General features: G+C 71.2%; 27 protein-coding genes and 1 pseudogene. 12 read left to right on the forward strand and 16 right to left on the reverse strand.

Going from position 1 to position 22,020, the window contains the following annotated elements; all coding sequences use genetic code 11:
• Positions 1-3: 3 nt before the first annotated feature.
• The 3 genes from ABD331_RS56985 to ABD331_RS56995 all read left to right on the forward strand — a co-directional run bounded on the left by ABD331_RS56985 (position 4) and on the right by ABD331_RS56995 (position 2,757).
• Positions 4-1,542 carry an ADP-ribosyltransferase gene (locus ABD331_RS56985; protein ID WP_344495313.1) on the forward strand — a complete coding sequence of 513 codons (1,539 nt, stop codon included), beginning with the start codon at positions 4-6 and terminating at the stop codon, positions 1,540-1,542.
• Positions 1,535-1,858 (forward strand): hypothetical protein, encoded by a 324-nt coding sequence (locus tag ABD331_RS56990; protein WP_344495315.1) that lies wholly within the window; start codon positions 1,535-1,537, stop codon positions 1,856-1,858. Before ABD331_RS56985 ends, ABD331_RS56990 begins: the two co-directional genes overlap by 8 nt.
• A gap of 317 nt (positions 1,859-2,175) precedes the next feature.
• Complete coding sequence (locus ABD331_RS56995; protein WP_344495317.1) at positions 2,176-2,757, forward strand: hypothetical protein; 582 nt, start codon at positions 2,176-2,178, stop codon at positions 2,755-2,757.
• 233 nt (positions 2,758-2,990) lie between these two features.
• Here ABD331_RS56995 and ABD331_RS57000 read toward each other — a convergent pair whose 3' ends face one another.
• Both ABD331_RS57000 and ABD331_RS57005 read right to left on the reverse strand, forming a co-directional pair.
• Positions 2,991-3,296, reverse strand: coding sequence for a hypothetical protein (locus tag ABD331_RS57000; RefSeq protein WP_344495319.1), 306 nt, complete (start codon positions 3,294-3,296; stop codon positions 2,991-2,993).
• A complete protein-coding gene (locus ABD331_RS57005; protein WP_344495321.1) occupies positions 3,289-3,501 on the reverse strand; it encodes a hypothetical protein in 213 nt (70 codons plus the stop codon). The genes ABD331_RS57000 and ABD331_RS57005 overlap by 8 nt, the downstream gene beginning before the upstream one ends.
• Positions 3,502-3,652: 151 nt before the next feature.
• Between ABD331_RS57005 and ABD331_RS57010 the strand changes: the two genes are divergently transcribed.
• Positions 3,653-4,630, forward strand: a complete 978-nt coding sequence (locus tag ABD331_RS57010) for a hypothetical protein (protein WP_344495322.1) — start codon at positions 3,653-3,655, stop codon at positions 4,628-4,630.
• A 51-nt stretch (positions 4,631-4,681) separates the two neighbouring features.
• A complete protein-coding gene (locus ABD331_RS57015; protein WP_344495324.1) occupies positions 4,682-5,920 on the forward strand; it encodes a serine hydrolase domain-containing protein in 1,239 nt (412 codons plus the stop codon).
• Positions 5,921-5,929: 9 nt separating this feature from the next.
• Here ABD331_RS57015 and ABD331_RS57020 read toward each other — a convergent pair whose 3' ends face one another.
• On the reverse strand, positions 5,930-6,679 hold the full coding sequence (locus ABD331_RS57020; RefSeq protein WP_344495326.1) for a DeoR/GlpR family DNA-binding transcription regulator: 750 nt from the start codon (positions 6,677-6,679) through the stop codon (positions 5,930-5,932).
• A gap of 50 nt (positions 6,680-6,729) precedes the next feature.
• Here ABD331_RS57020 and ABD331_RS57025 point away from each other — a divergent pair, with 50 nt between their 5' ends.
• Together ABD331_RS57025 and ABD331_RS57030 are read left to right on the forward strand one after the other, a co-directional pair.
• Positions 6,730-7,095 carry a hypothetical protein gene (locus tag ABD331_RS57025; protein ID WP_344495328.1) on the forward strand — a complete coding sequence of 122 codons (366 nt, stop codon included), beginning with the start codon at positions 6,730-6,732 and terminating at the stop codon, positions 7,093-7,095.
• Between the two features lie 28 nt (positions 7,096-7,123).
• Complete coding sequence (locus ABD331_RS57030; protein WP_344495330.1) at positions 7,124-7,576, forward strand: S26 family signal peptidase; 453 nt, start codon at positions 7,124-7,126, stop codon at positions 7,574-7,576.
• Here ABD331_RS57030 and ABD331_RS57035 read toward each other — a convergent pair.
• From ABD331_RS57035 to ABD331_RS57050, 4 genes are read right to left on the reverse strand one after another with little or no spacing between them, the layout of a single operon-like run.
• Entirely contained in the window at positions 7,498-9,351 is a 1,854-nt protein-coding gene (locus ABD331_RS57035; protein WP_344495332.1) for an ABC transporter ATP-binding protein, read from the reverse strand. The two genes, ABD331_RS57030 and ABD331_RS57035, sit on opposite strands and share 79 nt — an antisense overlap.
• Positions 9,352-9,356: 5 nt before the next feature.
• Positions 9,357-9,902, reverse strand: a complete 546-nt coding sequence (locus ABD331_RS57040) for a TlpA family protein disulfide reductase (protein WP_344495334.1) — start codon at positions 9,900-9,902, stop codon at positions 9,357-9,359.
• A gap of 16 nt (positions 9,903-9,918) precedes the next feature.
• The gene (locus ABD331_RS57045; protein ID WP_344495336.1) at positions 9,919-10,461 is read right to left on the reverse strand and encodes a MauE/DoxX family redox-associated membrane protein; all 543 of its coding nucleotides are present in this window, start codon (positions 10,459-10,461) and stop codon (positions 9,919-9,921) included.
• Positions 10,462-10,486: 25 nt separating this feature from the next.
• Positions 10,487-10,627 (reverse strand): hypothetical protein, encoded by a 141-nt coding sequence (locus ABD331_RS57050; RefSeq protein WP_187415001.1) that lies wholly within the window; start codon positions 10,625-10,627, stop codon positions 10,487-10,489.
• A gap of 217 nt (positions 10,628-10,844) precedes the next feature.
• On the opposite strand from ABD331_RS57050, the gene ABD331_RS57055 reads away from it, so the two are divergent.
• Both ABD331_RS57055 and ABD331_RS57060 read left to right on the forward strand, forming a co-directional pair.
• Positions 10,845-11,771, forward strand: coding sequence for a helix-turn-helix transcriptional regulator (locus ABD331_RS57055; RefSeq protein WP_344495339.1), 927 nt, complete (start codon positions 10,845-10,847; stop codon positions 11,769-11,771).
• 66 nt (positions 11,772-11,837) lie between these two features.
• Entirely contained in the window at positions 11,838-12,467 is a 630-nt protein-coding gene (locus tag ABD331_RS57060) for a hypothetical protein (protein ID WP_344495341.1), read from the forward strand.
• 15 nt (positions 12,468-12,482) lie between these two features.
• Here the strand turns inward: ABD331_RS57060 and ABD331_RS57065 are convergent, their stop codons facing one another.
• Positions 12,483-12,896, reverse strand: coding sequence for a DUF6086 family protein (locus tag ABD331_RS57065; RefSeq protein WP_344495343.1), 414 nt, complete (start codon positions 12,894-12,896; stop codon positions 12,483-12,485).
• A 68-nt stretch (positions 12,897-12,964) separates the two neighbouring features.
• The gene (locus tag ABD331_RS57070) at positions 12,965-14,017 is read right to left on the reverse strand and encodes an aldo/keto reductase (protein WP_344495345.1); all 1,053 of its coding nucleotides are present in this window, start codon (positions 14,015-14,017) and stop codon (positions 12,965-12,967) included.
• Between the two features lie 49 nt (positions 14,018-14,066).
• On the opposite strand from ABD331_RS57070, the gene ABD331_RS57075 reads away from it, so the two are divergent.
• Positions 14,067-14,462, forward strand: coding sequence for a MerR family transcriptional regulator (locus ABD331_RS57075; RefSeq protein WP_344495347.1), 396 nt, complete (start codon positions 14,067-14,069; stop codon positions 14,460-14,462).
• 2 nt (positions 14,463-14,464) lie between these two features.
• Here the strand turns inward: ABD331_RS57075 and ABD331_RS57080 are convergent, their stop codons facing one another.
• Positions 14,465-15,214: a phosphotransferase family protein gene (locus ABD331_RS57080; protein ID WP_344495349.1), complete on the reverse strand. Its 750-nt coding sequence runs from the start codon at positions 15,212-15,214 to the stop codon at positions 14,465-14,467.
• A gap of 74 nt (positions 15,215-15,288) precedes the next feature.
• Positions 15,289-15,852 (reverse strand): TetR/AcrR family transcriptional regulator, encoded by a 564-nt coding sequence (locus ABD331_RS57085; RefSeq protein WP_344495351.1) that lies wholly within the window; start codon positions 15,850-15,852, stop codon positions 15,289-15,291.
• A 128-nt stretch (positions 15,853-15,980) separates the two neighbouring features.
• Between ABD331_RS57085 and ABD331_RS57090 the strand changes: the two genes are divergently transcribed.
• On the forward strand, positions 15,981-16,538 hold the full coding sequence (locus ABD331_RS57090; RefSeq protein WP_344495353.1) for a hypothetical protein: 558 nt from the start codon (positions 15,981-15,983) through the stop codon (positions 16,536-16,538).
• Between the two features lie 17 nt (positions 16,539-16,555).
• Here the strand turns inward: ABD331_RS57090 and ABD331_RS57095 are convergent, their stop codons facing one another.
• Together ABD331_RS57095 and ABD331_RS57100 are read right to left on the reverse strand one after the other, a co-directional pair.
• Positions 16,556-16,942, reverse strand: a complete 387-nt coding sequence (locus ABD331_RS57095; RefSeq protein ID WP_344495355.1) for a hypothetical protein — start codon at positions 16,940-16,942, stop codon at positions 16,556-16,558.
• Entirely contained in the window at positions 16,939-17,865 is a 927-nt protein-coding gene (locus ABD331_RS57100; protein ID WP_344495357.1) for a haloalkane dehalogenase, read from the reverse strand. Before ABD331_RS57100 ends, ABD331_RS57095 begins: the two co-directional genes overlap by 4 nt.
• Before the next feature lie 165 nt (positions 17,866-18,030).
• On the opposite strand from ABD331_RS57100, the gene ABD331_RS57105 reads away from it, so the two are divergent.
• Positions 18,031-18,588: a dihydrofolate reductase family protein gene (locus ABD331_RS57105; RefSeq protein WP_344495359.1), complete on the forward strand. Its 558-nt coding sequence runs from the start codon at positions 18,031-18,033 to the stop codon at positions 18,586-18,588.
• A gap of 46 nt (positions 18,589-18,634) precedes the next feature.
• Here ABD331_RS57105 and ABD331_RS57110 read toward each other — a convergent pair whose 3' ends face one another.
• From ABD331_RS57110 to ABD331_RS57120, 3 genes and pseudogenes are all read right to left on the reverse strand, one after another.
• Positions 18,635-19,471: a YceI family protein gene (locus ABD331_RS57110; RefSeq protein WP_344495361.1), complete on the reverse strand. Its 837-nt coding sequence runs from the start codon at positions 19,469-19,471 to the stop codon at positions 18,635-18,637.
• A 68-nt stretch (positions 19,472-19,539) separates the two neighbouring features.
• On the reverse strand, positions 19,540-20,193 hold the full coding sequence (locus tag ABD331_RS57115; protein WP_344495389.1) for an MSCRAMM family protein: 654 nt from the start codon (positions 20,191-20,193) through the stop codon (positions 19,540-19,542).
• A 225-nt stretch (positions 20,194-20,418) separates the two neighbouring features.
• A pseudogene (locus tag ABD331_RS57120) lies at positions 20,419-21,834 on the reverse strand (MFS transporter); the annotation flags it as partial.
• Between the last annotated feature and the right edge of the window lie 186 nt (positions 21,835-22,020).

The following is a 22,020-nucleotide window of genomic DNA, read 5'->3' on the forward strand; positions in this document are numbered from 1 at the left end:
CCCATGGGCCAGTTGGAGGGGATGGTTCCTGACGGCGTCCGCGCGTTGAAGGCCGAACTGCACCAGGCCGAAGTCGCGCTGGAATCCATCGGCGCGGAATTGTGGAGCATCCTGCGTGGCGCCTGGCTGCCGACTGCCTCGGCCGACACCATCCGCCAGACGGCTGCCTGGGCCGGCGGTCAGGGGCCGGAGATCAACAGGCGGCTGGTGCTCCTGGAGCGCATGGAACTGGCCAGGCCGGAACTGTTCGGCGCGGGCAAGCCACCGATCTCCGTCGACGACTCCCTGCTCGCGCCCGGAGCGCCCCTGCCCACGGCAGGCACCATATGGGATCGCCTCGGCCAGCAACTCCAGGACGTCTTCGACCCGAACCTGGTCTCCAACAACCCGCTGGCCGAGCAGGCCAAAGGCGCCGTGGAGAGCGTCGCCGGGCTGGGCCAGCTGGTGGTCGACTACTCCCCCACCCGCGCCGCCGTCGACTTCATGGGCTGGCAGCGCAGCGTCAACGACCTGACGCAGTCCCTGATCTCCGCCGTCCAGAACCCGGCCGAGTTCGGCAAGGCCGTACTGGATTGGGACACCTGGGCCTCCAACCCCGAGCGAGCCTTCGGCCGCCTCATCCCGGACATCCTTGCCGCCGTCACCTCCGCGGGCGCCACCAGCACCGCCTCGGCCGGCACCCGTGCGGTGGGAGCCCTCGGCAGAGCCGCCAGGAACACCTTCCGCCGCAAGCCGTCCTCCTCCTCTACACCCGGCGAACTCGGCCGCATCGGCGAAACCCCTCCCCCACTCCGGGCGGACGGCCAGCCGCACGGAAGCACTCCAGAACCCCGCCCCGGTGGAGACTCTTCAGCGAGCAAGCCGACGGCACCGAGTACGGACCTGCCGAAGGAACCTCTACGGCACCGCACCAACGCCGACGGACGCGCATGGGCCCAAGACCACATGCCGCTGCCAGAGCTGATCGAAGAGGAACTGCGCGCACTGCAGTACTACGGCAGATCCGGCTACGCGGAGATCAACTCCGCCCTGCGGAAGAAGGCCGCTGATCCCGGCGTCTCCTGGTCTCCCGAAGTGTCCGACTACATCACCGCCATGGACCAGGCGATCGCCAAATCCCACCTGCCAGCCGACGTGGTGCTGCACCGAGGCGTAGGGAAGAAGCTTCTGGACTCGCTGGGGGTCGACATCAAGTCGGTCGACGAGATGCAGCGACTGCGAGGACGCGTCATCACCGAGCCGGGATACTTGAGCACGAGCGTGGGCCGGCGAGGCGGCTTCGATGGAGATGTTCGGGTGATGTTGCGGGTCCCCAAGGGGTACGAAGCGCTCAACATGTACCCCATCACCGGGCTCATCACCGAACGCGAGATTCTCCTGCGTCGCGGCACGACGTACATCGTGCGTGGCGTGTACCGCAAGGACGGCAAGTGGTACATGGAGGCCGACGTCGTACCGGAGGGCTGGACCAAGCCGCCAGACTGGAATGCCCCGCCGTCCATGGATGCCGACCTGGGTTGGAAAGGACGATTCGATGACTGAGACGCCGAACCCCCGATTCCACGACGCCACCGCCATTTTCGCTTCGGAGAACGACTCCTACGATTTCAAGGCCACCGGTCCTGTACGGCGAGCCAAGGTGTACGACCAGCGCGGGCGACTGGTCGGAGATGTGTGGACCGATGACCGTCACGCCGCGGGGTTCACCCTCGTCGACGACCCTGCACCGGACATGGGGCATGTCGCGGGACGCATGGATCAGATCCTCGCCCAGGCATACAAGGCGGGTGTTCCCGCCGGCGAAGTGTTGAATCCCGCCTTGTACGTCCCGGACTTCGAAATGCGCGTAACGCCGTAGAGCGGTCACGTCTTCACGTCGGGAACCATGTGCGATTCACAGCCATGGAGGCGCTGGCGGTCCCACCGCAGGCGGCCAGGTCACCGGTGGTGAAGCCGTCCGGGGCGCAGGCCGCCGAACGGGCGGGGTCGCTCGAGGTGAGCGGCTGGGTACACAGACCCTCGTCACTTCGGTCACCTGCGGAAACGTGCGCCATCGAGCCTTTCCGTGTCAATGGCTCTTGACCGCCGTCAGCATCCGTGTCTAGATCGAAAAGGCCGTCCCGCCGCACCCTCCGGAGGACCCCACATGGCCGCAGCACCGACTCTCAGGCCCCGATGACCCGGCCGGACCACTCGACGACACGACCGCCCCGCCGAGGACAGGCGTTACGCATCTCCACCGTCCTGGCCGGGCTCCTCAACCTCGCCCTCGCCGCGCTGCTGGCCGGCATCCCGTCCAGTTCGCCCGTCCTCGATGAAGTGCCCATCCCCGAGAACCACGCCGCCGCCCCGCTGCCCGCCGTCGCCACCCGCGTCCATCTCACCGCCTCCCCCAGTACGAGCGCCACACAGCCGCGTCGCACCACCACCACCGCTCCGACCCGCGAGCACAGCCGTCACCGCCCGAAGACCACCCCCAGCCCGCAGCGCTCCACACGGCCGGCTGTCGTCCGCACGGCGCCGGCCAGGACGACCCAGGTGGCCGCCGCGCCGACCACGTCGCGCCGCCCGGCGCCGGCGACGTCCAGCCCCGCCAAGGCCGAAGAGACATCGGAGCCTCAGCCGTCCAGCACGCCGGAAGCGGCCTCCCAGCACACCCCGCCGGGACAGACCCGAGAGCCACCGGGGCAGGTGAACAAGGAGAACAGCGAGGACACGCACACCCCGCCCGGCCAAGCCAAGAAGTCCGAGGGATAGCCGCCCGGCGATTGCCGGTACGCCATGTCGGATGGCGCGCCGCATTGCGGCAAGACGCCTGAGCGGGGCCGCCGGGGTCCGGCGACGCGACCGAGGCGCAAAGGCTTGAGAATGACCTCACCGTCGCCGGGCGGGCACGCCGTCCGCACCGGTGACAACGGGCTGCGCACCGTACGAACAGGCCAGCAAGCCCACGCGGGTGCTGGTGGATCGCCCGCGAGCGGGTGCTCAGTTCAGGTGTGAGTCGCCCCGATGGCGATGTCACCAATTGTCGTGCCCGGCGCCAGCTCCGCCGTCCCTCGGCGAAGCTCTCCAGCGATGTGCCAGTACATAGCGATGTCGCATCGACCCAAGTTGGCGAGGCCGTCCTCCCCGCCCAGGAAGAGCGGGACGCCATACCCCACGCACTCACCGAAGCCCAGGGGCGCCGCGTCGGTGGCGCGCCACTGTTCGTAGAAGCTCTTGGCCAAGGCCTCGTCCGCGTACTCGACCAGTTCGCCCTCGTGAAACTCGGAAAAGGGCAACGGAATCTCAAGCACCTCTCCCGCCCCCGGCTCCAGCATGGGCGTTGAAGGCGTCGGCCTGAGCGCGGGACTGCCACGTGTGGATCCGGTAGAGGCCGCCGTTGAAGGTGGATCCGCCGAAGGCCGACAGCAGGCGGTCGGCCGCTGAAGGGCGTTCCTCGGGGACGTGACCGTCGGTTCCCGCCGTCAGTGAGAAGGCTCGCAGGAACCGATCCAGCATGCTGTTGACCTCATCTTCCACCCACGGGAAATCGCACTATATCCCCATATGTCCGGGTTGTGAGGAGGTCATGCCGGGCCGGTGATCACATCCATGGGCGGCGAACGCGGCGGCCAGCAGAGTTGCACTCAGACGATGCGAGGGAGTCATCATGAGCACGCGACTGCTGCAACAGGAACAGAAGGTCACCACCTGGCACGGCCCGCTCGGCTGGTGCGCGGCGGCGATGGCGGTGCTGGCCACGGTGAGCGCCCTGGGGCTGGTGATCGACGCGCGGACGCTGGTGGACGGCCAGGGCGTATGGCTCAAGCCGTTCAAGTTCGCGATCTCCTTCGGCCTGTACGCCGGAACCCTCGCCTGGATGATCAGTCAGGCCGGGCGCCGGCGGCGGACGTTGTGGTGGCTGGGCACGGTGACCGTGGCGGGGTTCGTCGTTCCGGAGATCTCGGCCATCACCTTCCAGGCGGCCCGCGGCGTCCCCAGTCACTTCAACTTCTCCACCGGCCTGGACGAGACCGTGTTCATGGTCATGGGCGGCGCCGCGTACCTGGGCTGGTTGATGACCTTCGCGCTGGGGGTCTTCCTGGTGGCGCAGCGGCGGGTGGATCGGGCGATGGCGTGGGCGATCCCGCTGGGGATGGTGATCTCGCTGGCCGGCATGTCGGTCGGTTATCTGATGACCGCTCCCACCCCTGGGCAGGCGGAGGGTCTGGCGAGCGGGCTGCGGCTGGCGACGATCGGGGCGCACAGCGTGGGGGCTCCTGACGGGGGCGCGGTCATGCCGGTTACCGGGTGGGAGACGGGCGCTGGTGACCTGCGGGTGGCGCACTTCGTCGGGCTGCACGCGATGCAGGTGGTTCCGCTGGTCGCGATCGGGTTGAAGCTGGCGTGCCGCCGCTTTCCCGTGCTGGCGGGCGTCCGCACGGCGTTGGTGGTCGTCGCGGCGTCCGGTTACGCGGGGGTCACCGGGCTGGTGTTGTGGCAGGCGCGGCGCGGTCAGGCTCTGGTCCAGCCCGACGCGCTGACCGTGATGGCCGCGGCGGCTCTGGTCGCGGGAGTGTGCGCCTGCGCGGCTGCGGTGGTCAAGTCTGCCGCCAGGACTCGGGAAGTGCCTCGACTGAGGCCCTGACATCCGTAAGATATGCGGCTCAAGCATCGGATGCTACTTAAAGGGGCATAAGTGACGGTCCTTTCCCGCAGGACTCTTCTGGCGGCGGCGCCCGCGGCGGCGCTGCTCGCCGGACGACCGGCGCAGGCGGCGCCGCCGACCCCTGTCGTACGCACGTCGGGAACGGTGCCGGCCCAGCTGGCCGGGTTCGACAACGTGCTCAAGAAGTTCGTGCTGGACCGCGAGATCAGGGCCGCGCAGCTCGCGATCATGAAGAACGGCAAGATCCTGCTCGCCCGCGGCTACTGCTTCGACGACTACTCCAGGGCGCCCGTCACCCCGACGCCCACGTCGTTGTTCCGGATCGCCAGCCTGAGCAAGAACATCACCTCGGCCGCCGTCATGCGCCTCGTGCAGGACGGCAAGCTGAGCCTGTCGGCCAAGGTCACCCAGTTGCTCGGCCTCACCCCGGCCGACGCCCGGATGGAACAGGTCACCGTCCTGCGCCTCATGCAGCACCTCGGCGGCTGGGACCGCGACGTCTCCGGCGACCAGCTCTGGCGGGACCACACCATCTCGGCCGCGCTCGACGTGCCGCTGCCGATCGGGCATGACGACATCATCCGGTACGCCACCGCCCGCCCCCTCGATTACGCCCCGGGCACCAAGATGGTCTACAGCAACTACGGGTACCTGCTGCTCGGCCGGATCATTGAGAAGGTCTCGGGGCTGCCCTACGAGGCGTACGTCCAGAGCAAGCTGCTCCAGCCGCTCGGCATCACCCGCATGCAGCTCGGCCAGAGCCTCAGGACCGAGGCCGTGGCCGGCGAGGTCAGGTACGAGTCGCAGTACACGAACAAGACCGTGCTGGACACGTCCGGCACCACCGTGCCGTACCCCTACGGCGGCTTCAACATGCCCAACCAGGACGCCAACGGCGGCTGGCTGGCCTCCGCCGTGGACCTGGTCCGCTGGACGCTCGCCTTCGACCGGCCGGGCACCGTGCTCAGCTCGGCCTCGATCGCCAAGCTGGTGGCCAAGCCGGAGATCGGGGTCAACGAGTACGGCTCCTGGTACGGCGGCGGGTGGTGGTGCCGCCAGGTCACCGGTCACCTCAACACCTGGCACAACGGGTCGATGCCGGGGACCTTCAGCTATCTGGCGCGGCTGCAGAACGGGTTCAGCTATGCCCTGCTGTTCAACCGGCGCGAGGAGACGGGGTCGCTCGACTACGACGGGATCGACGACGACATGAACAAGGTGACCGTGTCGTCCTGGCCGACCACCGACCTGACCTCGAAGTACTTCTGACCTGCCGCGTCAGGGGGCGTGGACGACGGGCACGTCGAGCGCTCGCAGCGTGGCGTTGCCGGGATCGACGTCGGTGACGATCCCCGCGACCTCCGCCAGCGGCAGGACGGCGAACCGGGAGGCGGCGCCGATCTTCTCCGCGCTGCCCAGCACGTACGTGTCCGCGGCCTGCCTGGCCAGGGCGCGTTTCATGGCGGCCTCGTCGGCGTCGCCGGTGGTCAGCCCCGCCTCGGGATGAACGCCGGTCACGCCGAGCAGGAACAGGTCGGCGTTCAGGCCGCGGGCGGCCTCCACCGCGGCGGCGCCGCAGGCGACCATGGAGTGCTTGAACAGCCGGCCGCCGATCAAATACACCTCCACGTCGCGGTGCTCGGCCAGCGCGCTGCCCACGGTGGGGCTGTGCGTGATGACGGTGGCGCGCAGGTCGAGCGGGAGGGCGCGGACGACCGCGAGCGCGGTGGTGCCGCCGTCCAGGATCGCGGTGCTGCCTGGCTGGATCAGCGCCGCGGCGGCGGCGGCCACGCGTTGTTTGCCTGACACCTCGACCCCCTGCCGGGTGGCGTAGTCGGCGATGGCCGGCGAGACGGGCAGCGCGCCGCCGTACACGCGCTGGCACAAGCCCGCGGCGGCGAGGTCGCGCAGGTCGCGGCGGATGCTGTCCTCGGAGATGCCGAGTTCGGCGGCGAGGTCCTTGGCGATGATCCGGCCGTCGCGGTGGAGGCGGTCGAGGAGCAGCTCACGGCGTTGGGCGGCCAGCATGCACGTTTCTCCTTGTTCTTTCCGATTGTTTCCGATTATAGTGACGCATCGTGATGATTCTGATAGCAGGTCCCTACCGTTCCGGCACGGGCGACGACCCGGCACTCATGGCGAGCAACCTGGCCCGGCTGGAGGAGGCCGCTTGGCCGATCTTCCGTAGCGGCCACGTCCCGATGATCGGCGAGTGGGTGGCGCTGCCCGTGCTGCGCGGCGCGGGCGGCACCGGGCCGACCGACCCGGTCGCCGAGCAGATCATGTATCCCACGGCCGAGCGGCTGCTGCGGCACTGCGACGCGGTCCTGCGGCTGCCGGGTGAGTCGAGCGGCGCCGATGAGGACGTGCGGATCGCCGTCGAGCGCGGCCTGCCCGTCTACCACCGCGTCGAGGACATCCCCGGCTACCGGGCCGCCGCCTGATCGTCTCCGACGATCTAGAGTGAGGCCCGTGTGGTACGCGCTCATCGCCGTCGCAGTGCTCGCCGTCGTCGCGGTCGTCGCCCGGCGCCGGCTCGTCGTCGTCCAGGTGAGCGGTGTGAGCATGGCGCCGACCTACCGTCCGGGTGACCGGGTGCTGGTCCGCAGGACCGGCGCGGTGCGGCGCGGCCAGGTGGTGGTCTTCGAGTCCACGCGGCCGTCGGGGTGGGGCACGGGCCCGCCGGCGCCTCCCTGGGCGATCAAGCGGGTGACCGCGCTGCCGGGCGACCCCGTGCCCGCCGACGTGGCGGAGGCCGCGGCGGCGACGCCCGGCGCGCGCGTGCCCGAAGGTGCGCTCGTGGTGGTGGGGGACGGCACGTCGAGCGCCGACTCACGGGTGTACGGCTATCTCCCGGCAGACCGCGTGCTCGGCGTGGTGGTACGCAGACTGTCCTCCGGCCCGTCGGGAGACCCGGTCGCGTAGCCGTCGGCCTGCAGCGTGAACAGGCGGGCGTACTCACCGCCCATGGCCATCAGCTCGTCGTGCGTGCCGCGTTCGGCGATCCGCCCCTCGCTCAGCACCACGATGAGGTCGGCGGCGCGCACGGTGCCCAGCCGGTGCGAGATGAGCACGCTGGTGCGCTCGCCCCGGTAGGCCCGCAGGCTGGTGTGCACCTCGTGCTCGGCCTGGGCGTCGAGACCGGAGCTGGGCTCGTCCAGGATGAGCAGGTCCTGGCGCTGCCGCATGAACGCGCGGGCCAGCGCGAGGCGCTGCCACTGCCCGCCGGACAGGGAGACCCCGGCCTGCTCGTCGCGGTCGCCGAACAGGCGGCTGAGCATGGTGTCGTACCCGCGCGGCAGCGCGGTGACCGTCTCGTGGACGCCCGCGCGGCGGGCCGCGTCGCGGACCTGCTCGCCGTCCGCCGTCAGGTCGCCCAGCAGGATGTTCTCGGCGGCGGTGAGGTCGTAGTCCATGTAGTCCTGGAACACCGCGCCGATACGGGCGCGCAGGTCGGCCGGGTCCGCGTCGCGCAGGTCCACCCCGTCCCAGGTGATGCGTCCGCGGATCGGGTCGTACATCCGGCACAGCAGCTTGACCAGCGTGCTCTTGCCCGCGCCGTTCACCCCGACGAGGGCCACCGTCCGCCCGGAGGGGATGAACAGGTCCACCCCGCGCAGGATCCAGGGGTGCTCCTCGCTGTAGCGGAACCACACGTCGCGCAGCTCGATCCCGTCGCGCAGCGCGGGCAGCGCGGCGGGCTCGCGCGGAACGGGCAGGTCGGGCTCGGCCGCCACCACGTCCGTGTAGTGGCCGAACATCAGCAGCGCGTTGTGCACGTCCGCCCACTGGCTGACGATCGCGGTCAGTGCCGCCTGGACGCCCGCGACGGCGGCGACGAAGACCGTCACGTCGCCCACGCTGATGCCGCCGGAGGCGGCGCTGAGGATCGCCCACAGCAGCCCGCCGGCCGCGACAGCGCTCCCGAGCAGCGCCATCACTCCCTGGCTGCGCAGCGCACGGCGGTCCACGTCGCGCTCGGCCCTGTTGATGCCGCGCACCTCGCCGAGCATCCGCTCGCGCAGGTGGTCGCCCAGGCCGAACAGCCGCACCTCCTTGGCCGCCTCCGGCCGGGTGAGCAGGTCGCCGTAGAACACCTGGCGCCGCATGGCGGGCGTGATGTCCCACATCACCTCGGCACGCTTGCGGCTGAGCACAAGCTGGATGCGCACGGAGGGCAGCGCGGCGACGACGATGACGGCGACCATGAGCGGGTTGACGGCGGCCAGGGTGACGGTGAAGCCCGCGAGGGTGATGACCGCCTGGCCGATCGCCAGCGCGCCGACGACCAGGCGGTCCGGCGCGCTGTGACTCGACTCGTACGCCAGCCGCAGCGTGTCGTGGAAGCCCGGCGTCTCGAACCGGCTGAGCCCGGGATGGCGGTTGACCGCCCGGAACAGCCGGTCGTAGATGAGCAGGCAGATCGACCTGCGCAGTTGCGCCTTGGCGTAGTCGGACACGTGCGGCAGCACGATGACGGCCAGGCCGCTGAGTGCGAGCCCGCCGGCCGCCGGGGCGAGCGCGGCGAACCCGTCGCCCCTGACGAGCGCGTCGAGGACGAGTTTCGTCAGCCAGGCGGTCGCGACCGGCGCCAGCCCGCCGAGCACGCCGAGGACGGCCGCGCCCACGGCGGCCACCGGGTGGGCCTTCCAGGCGAGGGCTGCGGCGACGCGGATCCGGCCGGGCATGGGGGTCGCCATGCCGGTCAGACGTTCGCGGGGATCGGCAGCTCGTGCGTGGAGTGCGCCGACGCCGTCACGGCGCCCGCGCCGTCCACGAGGTAGAAGCCGGGGAACGGCGGGCGTCCGAAGGCCGTGTAGAGGTGGCCGTCGCGCTCCTCGGTGACCACGGTCGCGTGGCCGGCGAGGGCGGCGGTGAACGTCTCCGCCTTCGGCCCGCCGCCCACGACCAGCGCCAGGACGCGGTCACGGCCCAGGTGGCGGACTCGTTCGGCGAACTCGGGCAGGTGCTCGTCGCAGGCGGAGCAGTCGGTGGAGAACATGCCGACGACGGTCGTGCCGCCCGCGGCGCCGAAGGTGGCCCGGCTGACGGGCGCGCCGGTGGTGTCCGTCGCGGTGAAGTCGGGGAGCCGGGTGCCCGGCGGGGTGAAGGCGGGGGGCACCGGACTTCCAGCCACGGTCCGCAGGACGTTCGCGTGCTCGCGCAGGCGGCGGATCACGGCCAGCAGCAGCAACAGGTTGACGGCGCTCAGCAGGCCGACGAAGACGACGGCGGCCACGAGGAAGGACATCGGCGTCCCTTACGGTTCAGCGGGGCGGGGGTGGGACCGGGTGCAGGAGGTCGGCGAGGTCGTCGGTGAAGACGGCGAACAGCGCGATCAGGCCGCCGGCGGCGAGTGCCAGGACCGCTCCGGCGGGGTGCGCCTGCGTGCCCGCCTGTGTGGATGAGGCTGCCAGGCCGGTGACGGCCACCGCGATCAGGACGGCGTTGCGGACGAGGTGCCGGCGGCTCAGCGGCGCCGACGAGGTGCTGAAGCAGTTGCAGGGGGCCCGGCTGCCCGAGCGGAGCGCGTACCGGATGCCGAGGGAGAAGGCCAGCAGCACGGCACCGGCCAGGCCCAGCCCGGCCGGCGCCGTGAACTCCATTGTCAGCAGCAGGACGGTGGCCGTCTCGACGGCGACCACCGTGGCGGGCAGCGCGGCCGGGACCCGGCCGCGCGGCAGCGGGACGAGCGCCGGCACCGATCGCCGGAACGCCTCGAACGCCTCCCGCCCGCGCACCTTGCCGGCCACCGCCGCCAGGAAGACGATCCCCAGGGCGCAGCGGGCGGCCAGCGCGACGTACTCCATGCCGCTGATCCGTTCGGCCGGAGGGTCAGCGGCAGTAGGTCTTGCCGGCGTAGATGCAGCAGCGGATGCCGGTCGAGGTCCACCAGCAGGGCTCGGCCTCGGCGGTGGTGGTGGGCAGCAACCTGCTCAGCAGCCGATCGCTCATCTCGTTGAGTGCACGGAACACAGGGATCCTCCTCTGGTGCGAGCCGGCGGTGGGGGAATGCCAGCCAAGGCCGACATACGCGATTTGGGTGATCAGCGCCGCCGACACCTGGACAATAACCACGGATGATCAACTGAAGTAAGCAGTCGGGGCCGACAGCAACCTGCAATGCCGTGCAGCTTGCTGTCACAGGCGCACCACCAGCCGCGCCGGCCCCTTTCGCTACATCGGGAGCCACATGAGCCTCAGCAGTCTCGGACTGACCGACTTCGAGGAGATCGTTTACCACGACCTCCTGTGCGGCCGCGAAACGACGGCGTGCGACCCGGACGGCCTGCGAGCGGCGCTGCAGCGGCTCTCGGCGCTCGGCCTCATCCGCTTCGACCCGTCGGGCCGGCCCGTCGCCGTCGATCCGGAGATCGGGATCAGCCGCCTCATCCGGCGGCGGCTGCTGGAGACGAACGCCGAGCAGCGCCGCATCTCGGCGGCGTGGGAGGCGGTGCACCTGCTGAGCGCGCAACAGCGCGGGCCCGACCGCACGGTCGCCGTCGAGCAGATCGACGGCGCCGACCGGATCAACGAACGCATCTGGTCACTGGCGCTCGACGCGCAGGAGGTGCTGGCCATGCAGCCCGAACGCTACCGGCCCTGCCTCGGCAGGCTGCCCGTCCACCTCCAGCGGCTCGGCGAGGGCGCCCGCTGGCGCACCATCGTCTCCCGGCAGAGCCTGCTCGACCCTGAGCTCATGGAGTACTGCGTCACGCTGCACCGCGCCGGCGACCACCACCGGCTCGTCGACGACGACGGGCAGCAGATGGTGATCGTCGACCGTTCGGTGGTCTTCGTCCCCAGCGAGCCCGGCGGCGGCGAGCGGAGCGCCCTGATGATCTCGCAGGCGGGGGTCGTCGCGACGATGACGGACCTGTTCGAGCGCGTCTGGGCCCACGCGCAGGACCTCGAACCCCGCGACGCGCCCGATTTGACCCTGCGCGAGCGGCGGGTGCTGTACCTGCTGGCCGGCACCCGCAAGGACGAGGTGGCGGCCAGGGAGATGGGGGTGAGCCTGCGGACCTATCGGCGGCACGTGGCCGAGCTGCTCGAACGGCTCGGCGCCGCCAACCGGTTCCAGGGCGCCCTGCTCGCCAAGCAGCAGGGGTGGATCTGAGCCTGGGACGAACCCGTTCCCTACGTTTCGATGGTGCTCGATCACCCGCAGTGACAAAGTGACCGTGTGCTGACTGGAGTCGCTTCCCGTGGGCTGCCGCAGTGGTCCCGCCAACGCAGCCCGGGGCTCGCCGCGCTCGCCGTGCTGCTGGTGCTCGGTGGCGCGCTGGCCACGATGACGCTGGTGATGCGGGCCGACGAGCGTACGTCCGTCGTCCGCGTCGTCAAGCAGGTCGGCGCCGGTCAGCCCTTGGGCCCCGACGCGCTGCAGGAGGCGCGCGTCGCCGACGACGGGGCCGCGTACTGGCCCTGGTCGGAGCGTGAGAAGGTGGCGGCGGCCGTGGCGGCGGTCACGGTGCTGCCTGGCACGTTGCTCACCCGGCCGATGATCAGGGGTGGTGACGGCGGTGCGGTGGCGGGGCGGGCGGTCAGGGTGGGGCTGGCGCTCAAGCCCGGCCAGGCGCCCTATGACCTGCAGCGGGGGGAACGGGTTCAGCTCATCCACGTGCCCGGCCGCAGGCAGGCTTCCGACGTGCCGGTTCTTGTCGCGGAGGAGGCGATCGTGGACGGCGTGAGCTACACGTCCGGGTCGGCCGATCTGGCCACGGTCATCGTCGACAGTGTGGTGGCGCCCGTGGTCGCGGCGCACGCCGTCAGCGGCGAGATCGCCATCGCCGCCATCCGCTCCCAGCCCTGATCCGTTCGGTGGTGTTCAGCGCGGCATCGCCCGGGCGTGCCGCGCCGTGAGCTCCGCCCAACGCCCGGCGCTGCCCTCCGGCAGTCGGGTGGCAGGCCCGCTCACCTGGACATCCCGCCAGCCGTCGAGCTCTGATCGGTGGAGTTCGGCGCCGCCGCGCTGGACGAGCACCAGTGCGGTGGCGATGAAGCCCTCCATGAGGGCGTGCAGGATGGGATGGTTCGTCCGCTCGTAGCGCTCGACCAGGGCGCTCACGAAGGCGGTGAAGACCTCCAGGTCGATCTGGCACTCGTCGTTCTCCATCGGGCTGAGCCCCGTCGGCAGGCCCGTTTCCGGGGCGAGGGCGTCGGCTGATCGCAGGAACAGCGCGGACACCCCGTTCGACGGGTTCCAGAGGACTTGCTCGCCGACCTGGTAATACTGGCTCACCACACCTCCCGCCGGGAATGCTTGTCATCCCCCCATGATGAGCCTGACGATCGCCGGCGGACGCCCGGTCAGCTCGCGGCGGCGCGATGCCCCACGGGGCGGCGGCGCAGGGCGGGGTCGGTCAAGGGGGCCGGGCTCCAGAGGCCGACCGGGTGGTAGACGTTGGTGCCGGGCGGTACGAGCTCGTCGATCCGGTCGAGCACGCTGTCGTCGAGCACCAGCGAGGCCCCCTTCAGCAGGCCTTCGAGCTGCTCCATGGTGCGCGGGCCGAGGATGACCGAGGTGACGGCCGGGTGGGACGCGGCGAAGGCGATGGCCAGCGCGGGCAGGGTGCAGCCGATCTCGTCCGCCAGTTTCACCAGCTCCTCGACGACGTCCAGCTTGGCCGCGTTGACCGGGATGGACGGGTCGAAGCGTTCCGGCGCGCGGGCGGCGCGGCCGCGCGCCAGGTCGACGTGCCGGTCCTTGCGGTAGCGGCCGGTCAGGAAGCCCCAGCCCAGCGGGCTGTAGGTGAGCACGCCCAGGCCGAGCCGCTGCGCGGTGGGCAGGACGTCGCCCTCGATGCCGCGGGCCAGGATGTTGTACGGCGGCTGCTCGGTGCGGAAGCGGTAGAGGCCGCGCTGCCGGGCCACGTGGTAGGCCTCGACCGTCTCGTGGGCCGGGAAGGCGGAGCTGCCGAAGGCGCGGATCTTGCCCTGCCGCACCAGGTCGGTCAGGGCGGAGAGGGTCTCCTCGATGTCGGTGCGGTGGTCGGGGCGGTGGATCTGGTAGAGGTCGATCCAGTCGGTACGCAGCCGCTTGAGGCTCGCCTCGACCTCGCGCACGATCCAGCGCCGCGAGTTGCCGCCCCTGTTGGGCCCCTCCCCCATCGGGAAGTGCACCTTGGTGGCCAGGACGACGTCGTCCCGCCGCCCCTGCAGCGCCTTGCCGACGATCTCCTCGGACTCGCCCGCCGAGTACATGTCGGCGGTGTCGACGAAGTTGATGCCGTGGTCGAGGGCGGTGTGGATGATGCGGATGCTGTCTGCGTGGTCGGGGTTGCCGGCCGAGCCGAACATCATGGTGCCCAGGCAGTGGGTGCTGACCTCGATACCGGTGCCGCCGAGGATGCGATGTCTCATGCTTCGGAACCGTAGAACCTAGAGCCGACTCTAGGGCAAACTGGGCCGCATGTCGGGTTTGAGCATCGGCCAGGTCGCCGAGCGCACCGGGCTCAGCGTGCACACGCTCCGCTTCTACGAGCGGGAGGGGCTGCTGGCCCAGCCGGTGAGCCGGGGGGTCGCGGGGCACCGAATCTACAGCGAGGACGACGTCGGCTGGCTGGGCGTGTGCATGCGGCTGCGGGCGTCCGGCATGCCGTTGACCGACATCCGGCGCTACACCGAGCTGGTCAGGGCGGGGCAGGGCAATGAGGTGGAGCGGCTGGAGGTGTTGCGCGAGCATCGGGATCGGGTGGTCGCGCAGATGCGTGAGCTGGACGAGTGCCTCAAGCTGATCTCCCACAAGGTGGCGATCTACGAGGGTCGGCTGGGTCTGCGGGACGGCGTCACGGAGTGCACACCCTGACGTCAGCCCCTCGACGCCGCGGACATCAGCACGTCCACCTCGCAGCCCGGCAGGGCCGGGTCGAAGCCGTGCTCGGCCAGCCAGCGGATCGCCAGCAGGCTGCGCAGCGACCACCCCGCGCGGATCACCTCGACCTCGGCGTCCGCGCCGTAGCCGGCCACGACGTCGGCGAGGTGCTCCTCGTGGCCGAGCGTCAAGGTGGCCAGGTCGTACATGGGGTCGCCCTGACCCGCCTCTGACCAGTCGATCACGCCGGTGATCTCGTCACCCTCGACGAACACGTGCGTGAGCTGCAGGTCTCCGTGCGTGAACGCCGGGGCGCCCGGCCGCAGCGCGTCCTCGGCGATCCGGCGGTTGCGCTTGACGACGTCGGCGGGAAGGACGTCGTTCGCGATGAGCCAGGCGCATTCGTCGTCGAGGCGCGACGCCTCCTCCTCCAGGTTCCGGCCGCCCGGCCAGGGCGGCGGCGGGGCGTCGTGCAGCATGCGGGCGGCGGCGCCCGCCGCGGCCCAGGCCGCAGGGGACGCGTCCGACGGCTCGCCCAGGCGGCCGAGCGCCGTACCAGGGACGGCGGCGAGCGCCAGAACGGGCGGGTTGCGCCACAGGACCTGCGGGGTCGGGATCGGCGCCAGGGCCATCGCCTCGACCTCTACGTCGATGCGTGTCTGAACGCTGTCGATCTTCAGGAAGACGTCGCCTGCGCGTAACGTCGCGCGTTCGCTGTGGGCGACGACGACCTCGATCTCTGTCACATCGGCCCATTATGGCGAGGACGCCTCCCGGCGTCGCCACATTTATCGCCCGCCACCGCCCGGCGGCGGCGCGCTCAGCTCCGGGCCGAGCCTCCGCCGCCGCCGATGACGGCCTGGCTGCTGCGGAGGAACGAGGCCGCGACGGCCGCCGGCTCGTCGAGGTAGCCGGCGACCATGGCGCCATCCCGGACCAACATGAGATCGTCGGCGACCTCCGCCGGGTTCCGGATCCCGAGCGGCGCGATGAGCTGCTCGAACGTCGCCCTGTTCCACCGGCGATGCGCGTCCACGGCCTTGCGGATCGGGCTGTCAGGGTCGGGGTACTCGGCGGCGGCGTTGATGAAGGGGCAGCCGCGGAAGCCGGGCGCGCAGGCGATGGCCCCGATCGCCTCGGAGATCACCCGCAGCGTGGCCTCGACGTCGCCGTCGCCCTGCTTCATGGCCTGGCCGATGCCGTCCCGCTCCAGTGCGGCGCGGCGTTCGAGGTAGGCGACGACGAGCTCGTCCTTGCTCTTGAAGTGCCGGTAGAACGTCACCTTCGTGGTGGCGGCGAGGTCGATGACCTTGTCGACGCTCACCGCGCGCAGCCCGTGCGCGTAGAACAGCTCGCTCGCGGCTTCGAGGAGTCGTTCGCGCATGGGGCTGACCATGCCCGAGATCATACGCGTCCCTCCTCTTGCGCCGGCCGTCCCGCCGGGCTAACGTCAGCATCGGTAGAGTTACTAGTCATTCTACCTAGCTCCGAGCGTACGAAGAAGGACAGAGCATGACCACCGCCACCGACACGAACACCCGCCCCACCGCCGTGGCACTGCGGAACCTCTACGTGACGCGCTTCGGGTTCGCCCTCGTCTGGGCGATCCTGCTGTTCCTGACCGGGCCGTCCATCGGCCCGGTGAGCGTGGCGCTGCTCGTCGTCTACCCCCTGTTCGACGTCGCCGCCGCCATCGTGGACCTGCGCTCGTCCAGGACCGCCCGCCCCACCGCGGCCCTGTACGTCAACCTGGCCCTCAGCTCGCTCACCGCCGTCGGCTTGGCCGTCACGGCCGGCACGGGCGTGACGGCCGTGCTGCGCGTGTGGGGCGTCTGGGCCATCACCGCCGGGATCGTGCAGCTCATCGTGGCCGTCAGCCGCCGCGGGCTCGGCGGCCAGTGGCCGATGATCCTCAGCGGGGGGATCTCCACGCTCGCCGGGACGGGGTTCATCCTCCAGTCCGGTACGCCGGCCGCGTCCCTGACCAGCCTCGCCGGGTACGCGACCGTCGGCGGCGTCTTCTTCCTCGTCTCCGCCCTCCGCCTGCACCGCACCGCGAAGACCGCCTGAACCCCGTTGTGGCGACCTCAGGCGCGGCGGCCCGACCAGGCCCGCACCACCAGCACGACGCTCCCGCCGAACAGCAGCGTGCCGAGAGGCACGTGCAGCTCGGGCGCGTGCAGGTCACCGAGCGCCGCCGCGGCCAGGGACAGGACGAGCATGAACGCGCTGCCGGCGATGAACCGCGGCGACCCGCCGCCCGGCCGCCACACCAGGACCGCGACCAGAAGCTGGGCCGCCGCGGTGGCCACGACCGCCAGCGCCGTGACGCCGTGCAGCGCCCGCCCGTCAGGTGAGGCCAGCAGCGTCCCGGCAGTGGCCGCCTGGACCAGCAGGGCCACCGCCTGGAGGATCACCGTGACCCGCATCGCCGCGAGGAACCGGGGCCTGGCGGCCAACGCGCTCCCGGTCACGGGGTGCTCCCGATGAAGCCCGCGATCGTCTCGGCCAGCCGCCGCGGCTGGTCCTCCTGGAGGAAGTGCCCGGCGTCGGCGATCGTGACGTGCGGCTGCCCCTTGGCCCCCGGGATGCGCTCGGCCATCCGCTCCCCGTGGACGCGGCTCACCGGGTCGTGCTCGCCGAACGCGCACAGGAACGGAAGGTCGAGCGTCTCCAGCACGCGCCACGCCTCACGGTTGCCCGGGGCGGCCTCGTCCTGCGGGGAGATCGGCACGAGCAGCGGGAACTGCCGCGCGCCCTGGAGGTAGGGCTCGCCGGGGAACGGCGCGTCGTAGGCGGCCAGCACGGCGGGGTCCGCGCCGGCGCGCAGGTTGCGCGCCAGGACAGCGGCCACCTTGAACGGGTTCGAGCGCTGGCTGGACTGCAGCCAGTGGACGAAGAACGGGCCCATGTCCTGGTCGCCCGCGGGCAGCATCGTGTTGGTGGCGACGGCGCGGCGGAAGCGGCCGGGGTGCTCGGCGAGCAGCCGCAGCCCGAGCAGGCCGCCCCAGTCGTGGCAGACCAGCGTGACCCCGTCCAGGTCGAGCGTGCCGAACACGAGGGCGCGCAACCAGTCGAGATGGGCCTGGTAGGTGTAGTCGAAGCGGTCGGCGGGCTTGTCGGAGCGTCCGAACCCGACCAGGTCCGGCGCGACACACCGGTGACCGGCCGCCACCAGCGGCGGGATGAGGTCACGCCAGAGGTAGCTCCAGGTCGGCTCGCCGTGCAGGAGGAGCACGGTCTCCCCCGACGGCTCACCGGCGGGGCGTTCGTCGAGGTAGTGCACGCGCAGGGCGGTGCCGTGGCCGTCGCCCGCGTCGATCTCGGCGTAGTGCGGCTGGAACGGGTAGCCGGGGAGGCCGTCGAAGCGGTCGTCCGGCGTTCTCAGCACCCTCATGGGTTGTCTGCTCGTCATGCCCCTAAGAGGCCGAACGGGCCGGAAAGGTGACACGCCCGCGGGCGTTAAGGTCGGCGGGAGGAAGACCTTAAGACATCCGTAAGCCCGCTCCGAGAAGCTACGAGCACATCAGGAACGCAGAGCCGGACCACAGGAGCGAACATCATGAGGACCATCGCCGCCAGCCTCTTCATCTCCCTCGACGGCGTCGTCGAGGAGCCCGGAGAGTGGCACTTCCCCTACTTCAACGACGAGATGGGCGCGGCCGTGGGCAGCCAGATGGCCGACACCCTGCTGCTGGGCCGCAAGACCTACGACAGCTTCGCCGGCGCCTGGCCCGCCATCGAGGCCGAGGGCGGCGAGGACGCCGGCTACGCCAAGATCCTCGGCGACTCGCGCAAGATCGTCGTCTCGCGGCAGGCGCTGGAGTTCACCTGGCGCAACAGCGAGCTGCTGCGGGGCGACCTGACCGAGGCCGTCACCGCGCTGAAGAACGAGGAGGGCGGGCGCATCGCGGTCAGCGGCTCGGTCTCGGTGGTGCGGCAACTGCTGCAGGCTGGGCTGCTGGACGAGCTGCACCTGCTGGTGCACCCGATCGCGGTGCGCAAGGGCGAGCGGCTCTTCGACGAGGGGGACACCACCGTGCCGCTGGAACTGGTCAAGTCGGAGACGTTCTCGACGGGCGTGCTGTACCTCGTCTACCGTCCCGCGAAGACGTCCTGACCGCGAAGGCGAGGATGTTCAGGCGCGGTGCGGCGCGGCCTCCGGGCTAGGGCAGAGCGGTTCCCTGTACGGCCTGGATGTCCAGCTCGACCTTGACCGTGGCGCCGACCAGGTTGATCCCGGCCCGCACCACCTGGTTGTACGTCATCGCGAAGTCCTCGCGCCGCAGCTCCGTCTCGGCGTGGAAGGCCGCCCGCAGGCCGCCCCACGGGTCCGGGCCGGTGCCGAGGTAGGCCAGGTCGAGGTCCACGGGCCGCGTCACCCCCGCGAGGGTCAGCGTTCCGTGGACGGTCCAGCAGTCGGGGCCCGCCGGGCTGAGCCCCGTGCCGCGGTAGGAGATCATCGGATGCGCGGCCACGCTCAGGAAGTCGGCCGAGCGCAGGTGGTCGTCCCTGGTGGCGTTGCCCGTGTCGATCGAGGCGGCGGCGATGTCGGCGGCCACCCTGGACGTCTCCGGGCTCGCGCCGACCTCGATCCGCCCGGCGAACTGCCGGAACCGCCCGCGTACGGTGCTGAGCCCGAGGTGCTGGGCGGTCGCCGCGATCGTGCAGTGCGCCGGGTCGAGCGTCCAGGGGCCGGGCGGCGGCAGGTCGGAGCCGCCCTGCCTGGCCAGCACCACGGTGCCCAGCTCGGCCACGCCGGACGCGGTCACGATGGCCGTCAGCGCGGCCGGCGCGTAGCCGATCGCGGTGGCGACGGCCGTGTACACGCCGGGCCGCAGCGGGCCGCTCGACACGACGCCGTCGGCGTCGGCCTCCGCCCGGACGACCTGCTGCCCGGACGTGTCCGTCACCGTGACGACCGCGTGCTGCACGGCCCAGCCGTCCTTCGTGCGGACCGCGGCCCGCAGCCCCCGCCGGCCGGTCGAAAGGTTGGTGTCCATGGTCGTGCTCCTGCTCTCCCCCTGCTCGTACGTCCGGAGCAGTGCTTGGTTCGAAAGACCTGGGCCGGTCAGTCCTTGTGGGCCAGCCACAGGTCGCGGTCGTCGTCGTCGCGGCCGTTGATGGTCACGGTGTCGGCGACGGGCGGGTAGCCGGTGGCGATGAGGGTGTACTGGCCGCCGGTCAGGTCGGCGAAGGCGTACGCGCCGTCGTCGGCCGTGGTCGTGGTGCCGACCACGTTCCCGGCGGCGTCCAGCAGCGTGACCCGGGCGTCGGCCAGCGGGACCCCGTCGCGCACCCGTACGGTGCCGCGGATCCGGGTGCCCGGCCGCAGCTCGACGTCCTGCCTGGTCTGGCCGGTGCCGTGGGTCTCGACGAAGACGGCGGTCGGGCGGTAGGTGTCGGCGCTGACGGCCAGCGTGTAGTGGCCGGCTGTCATCCCGGAGAAGGAGTAGGCGCCGTCCGGGTCGGTGGTGCTCGTGGACAGCACCTCGCCGCGGACGTCGGTGAGGACGAGCACCGCGCCGGGCACCGGCTTGCCCTCCAGGTCGCGTACGGCGCCGATGAGCTTGCTCGATCCGGCGAGGATCAGGTTGAAGTCGAGCGGCTGTTCGCCCACGACGAGGGTGGCCACCTGGGGGTCGCGGTGGGCGGCGGAGGCGATCAGGACGTAGGTGCCGGTGCCGGGCGTCCAGATGCTGTAGCCGCCGTCGGCCAGGCTCATGGCCCTGCCGAGCTGGTGGCCGCGCAGGTCGATCAGGGTCAGCGTGGCGTGGCCGACCGGCTGGCCGTCGTCGCCGCTGACGAAGCCGCGGATCTCGACCGCGCCTTCCTGGCGGGCCGCGTCGGGGATGGCGTACGCGAGCTGCGGCTCGTCCTCTGTGAAGGCCGGAACCACCGGGGCCGTCTGAGTGACCGGGGCTGGAGCGTGGTGGGAGACCGCGGGGACAGCGGACGCGTTGCGGCGGGGCAGGAAGGCGGCGAGCAGGAAGGACAGCAGGGCGGCGCCGGCGCCGATGGCCAGCACGACGCGGAACCCGTCCTCGGAGGGCAGCTCGGCGGGCCCGAACCTGGTGGTCATCTCGGCCAGGATCACCCCGGCGACGGCGCTGGACACGGAGGTGCCGATCGCCCGCATCAGCGTGTTGAGGCTGTTGGCGGCGGCCGTCTCGGACACCGGCACCGCGCCCATGACGAGGGCGGGCATGGAGGCGTACGCGAACCCGATGCCCGCCCCGATGACGCAGGAGACCAGGACGAGCTGCCACACCTCGGACATCAGCACGATGTTGAGGCCGTAACCGGCGGCCACGATGATCGCGCCGAGCATCAGCGTCACCTTCGGCCCGTAGGCGGCGGACAGGCGGGCCGCGACGGGCGCCAGCAGCAGCATGACCACGCCGGACGGCGCCATGACCAGGCCCGCGGCCAGCACCGACTGGCCGAGCCCGTACCCGGTGGCCTCGGGCAGCTGGAGAAGCTGCGGCAGCACCAGCGACATCGCGAACATCGCGAAGCCGAGCATGATGGAGGCGAGGTTGGTGAAGAGCACCTGGCGCCGGGCGGTGGTGCGCAGGTCGACCATCGGCTCGCGGGTGCGCAGCTCCCACCAGCCCCACAGCAGCAGCACCACGACCGCCACGGCGAACAGGCTGATGGTGAGCGCGTCGCCCCAGCCCCAGTCGGCGCCCTTGGAGATGGCCAGGAGCAGGCACACCAGCGCGCCGGACAGCCCGATGGCGCCGACGAAGTCGAAGCGTCCGCCGCTGCGTACCGCGGATTCCGGCACCAGCGTCAGCACCAGGACGAACGCGACGGCCCCGAGCGCCGCCGCGGTCCAGAACAGGACGTGCCAGTCGAAGTTCTCGGCGATGAGGGCGGCGGCGGGCAGGCCGAGCGCGCCGCCCACGCCGAGGGAGGCGCTCATGGAGGCGATGGCGGAGCCGAGGCGTTCGGCGGGCAGCTCGTCGCGCATGATGCTGATGCCGAGCGGGATGACGCCCGAGGCCAGGCCCTGCAACGCCCGGCCGACGATCATGGGTGTCAGTGAGTCGCTGAGGCCGCACAGGACGGATCCGGCGATCAGCAGGAACAGGCTGACCAGCAGCATGCGCCGCTTGCCGTACATGTCGCCCAGCCGCCCCATCACCGGTGTCGCGGCGGCGCTGGCGAGCAGCGTGGCGGTGATCGCCCAGGCGGCGTCGGCGGCCGAGGCGTTCAGCAGCTTGGGCAGCTCGGGCACCAGCGGGATCACCAGGGTCTGCATCAGCGACACCGCGATCCCGCTGAAGGCGAGCACCACCACGAAGGTGCTCGCCCTCGGCGGGCTGGCCGCGTGCGCGGCGCGGGCGGGGTTGTCAGTCATGCGGGAAAGCCTCCGTAGCGGCGGGGGAAGTCAACGTCCAAGGATTAAATCAATCACTTGAGTTAACATTAGCAGCGGCGATCTGGTCACCAACCGCGGGATGGAGGTTTGGCGAACTTCACGGAGCGGCGAGATCATGGTGAACGGACGTGGACGCAGGGCGACCCAGCACATTTCAGGTGAGAT

The organism is Nonomuraea monospora (genome assembly GCF_039531895.1).
Classification (GTDB): domain Bacteria; phylum Actinomycetota; class Actinomycetes; order Streptosporangiales; family Streptosporangiaceae; genus Nonomuraea; species Nonomuraea monospora.